Source organism: Nguyenibacter vanlangensis, assembly GCF_013376155.1.
Lineage (GTDB): Bacteria > Pseudomonadota > Alphaproteobacteria > Acetobacterales > Acetobacteraceae > Gluconacetobacter > Gluconacetobacter vanlangensis.
The window spans coordinates 1-513 of the sequence record NZ_JABXXP010001287.1; the positions used below are offsets into that span (position 1 = coordinate 1).

Annotated in this window: 1 protein-coding gene; it reads left to right on the top strand. The window is 72.9% G+C overall.

The genetic code is table 11. The features are described from left to right. Window positions 1-513 (top strand): sensor histidine kinase (locus tag HUK84_RS22645; protein ID WP_246285853.1); only part of this gene is annotated, 513 nt, incomplete at both ends.

The window sequence follows — 513 nt, forward strand, 5'->3', positions numbered from 1 at the left end:
CGAGGCCCTGGCCGCGGTGTCGCACGATCTGCGCACGCCGCTGGCCCGGCTGCGGCTGCGGGCCGGGTTCCTGGACGATCAGGAGGCGCAGCGCGCGATCGAGGGCGACGTGGCCGAGATGGAGGCGATGGTCGGCGGCGTGCTGGCCTACCTGTCCGGCGAAAACGACCCCGAGGCGCCGCGCGTCGTCGACCTGGCGTCGATCCTGGCCACGCTGGCCGACGATGCCGCCGACCAGGGACGTGACGTGACCTATGACGGTCCGGCGCAATGGCAGGCGCGGCTGCGCCCCCTGGCGATGAAGCGGGTGTTCGGCAATCTGATCGACAATGCCGTCAATTATGGCGGCCAGGCGCGGATCGGCCTGTCGGTGCAGCCCGACGGGCTGCGGATCCGCGTCGATGACGACGGGCCCGGCCTGCCCGAGGCCGAACTGACGCGGGTGCTGACCCCGTTCTACCGGGTCGAGGGCTCACGCTCGCGCGCGACGGGCGGGCTGGGGCTCGGACTGGC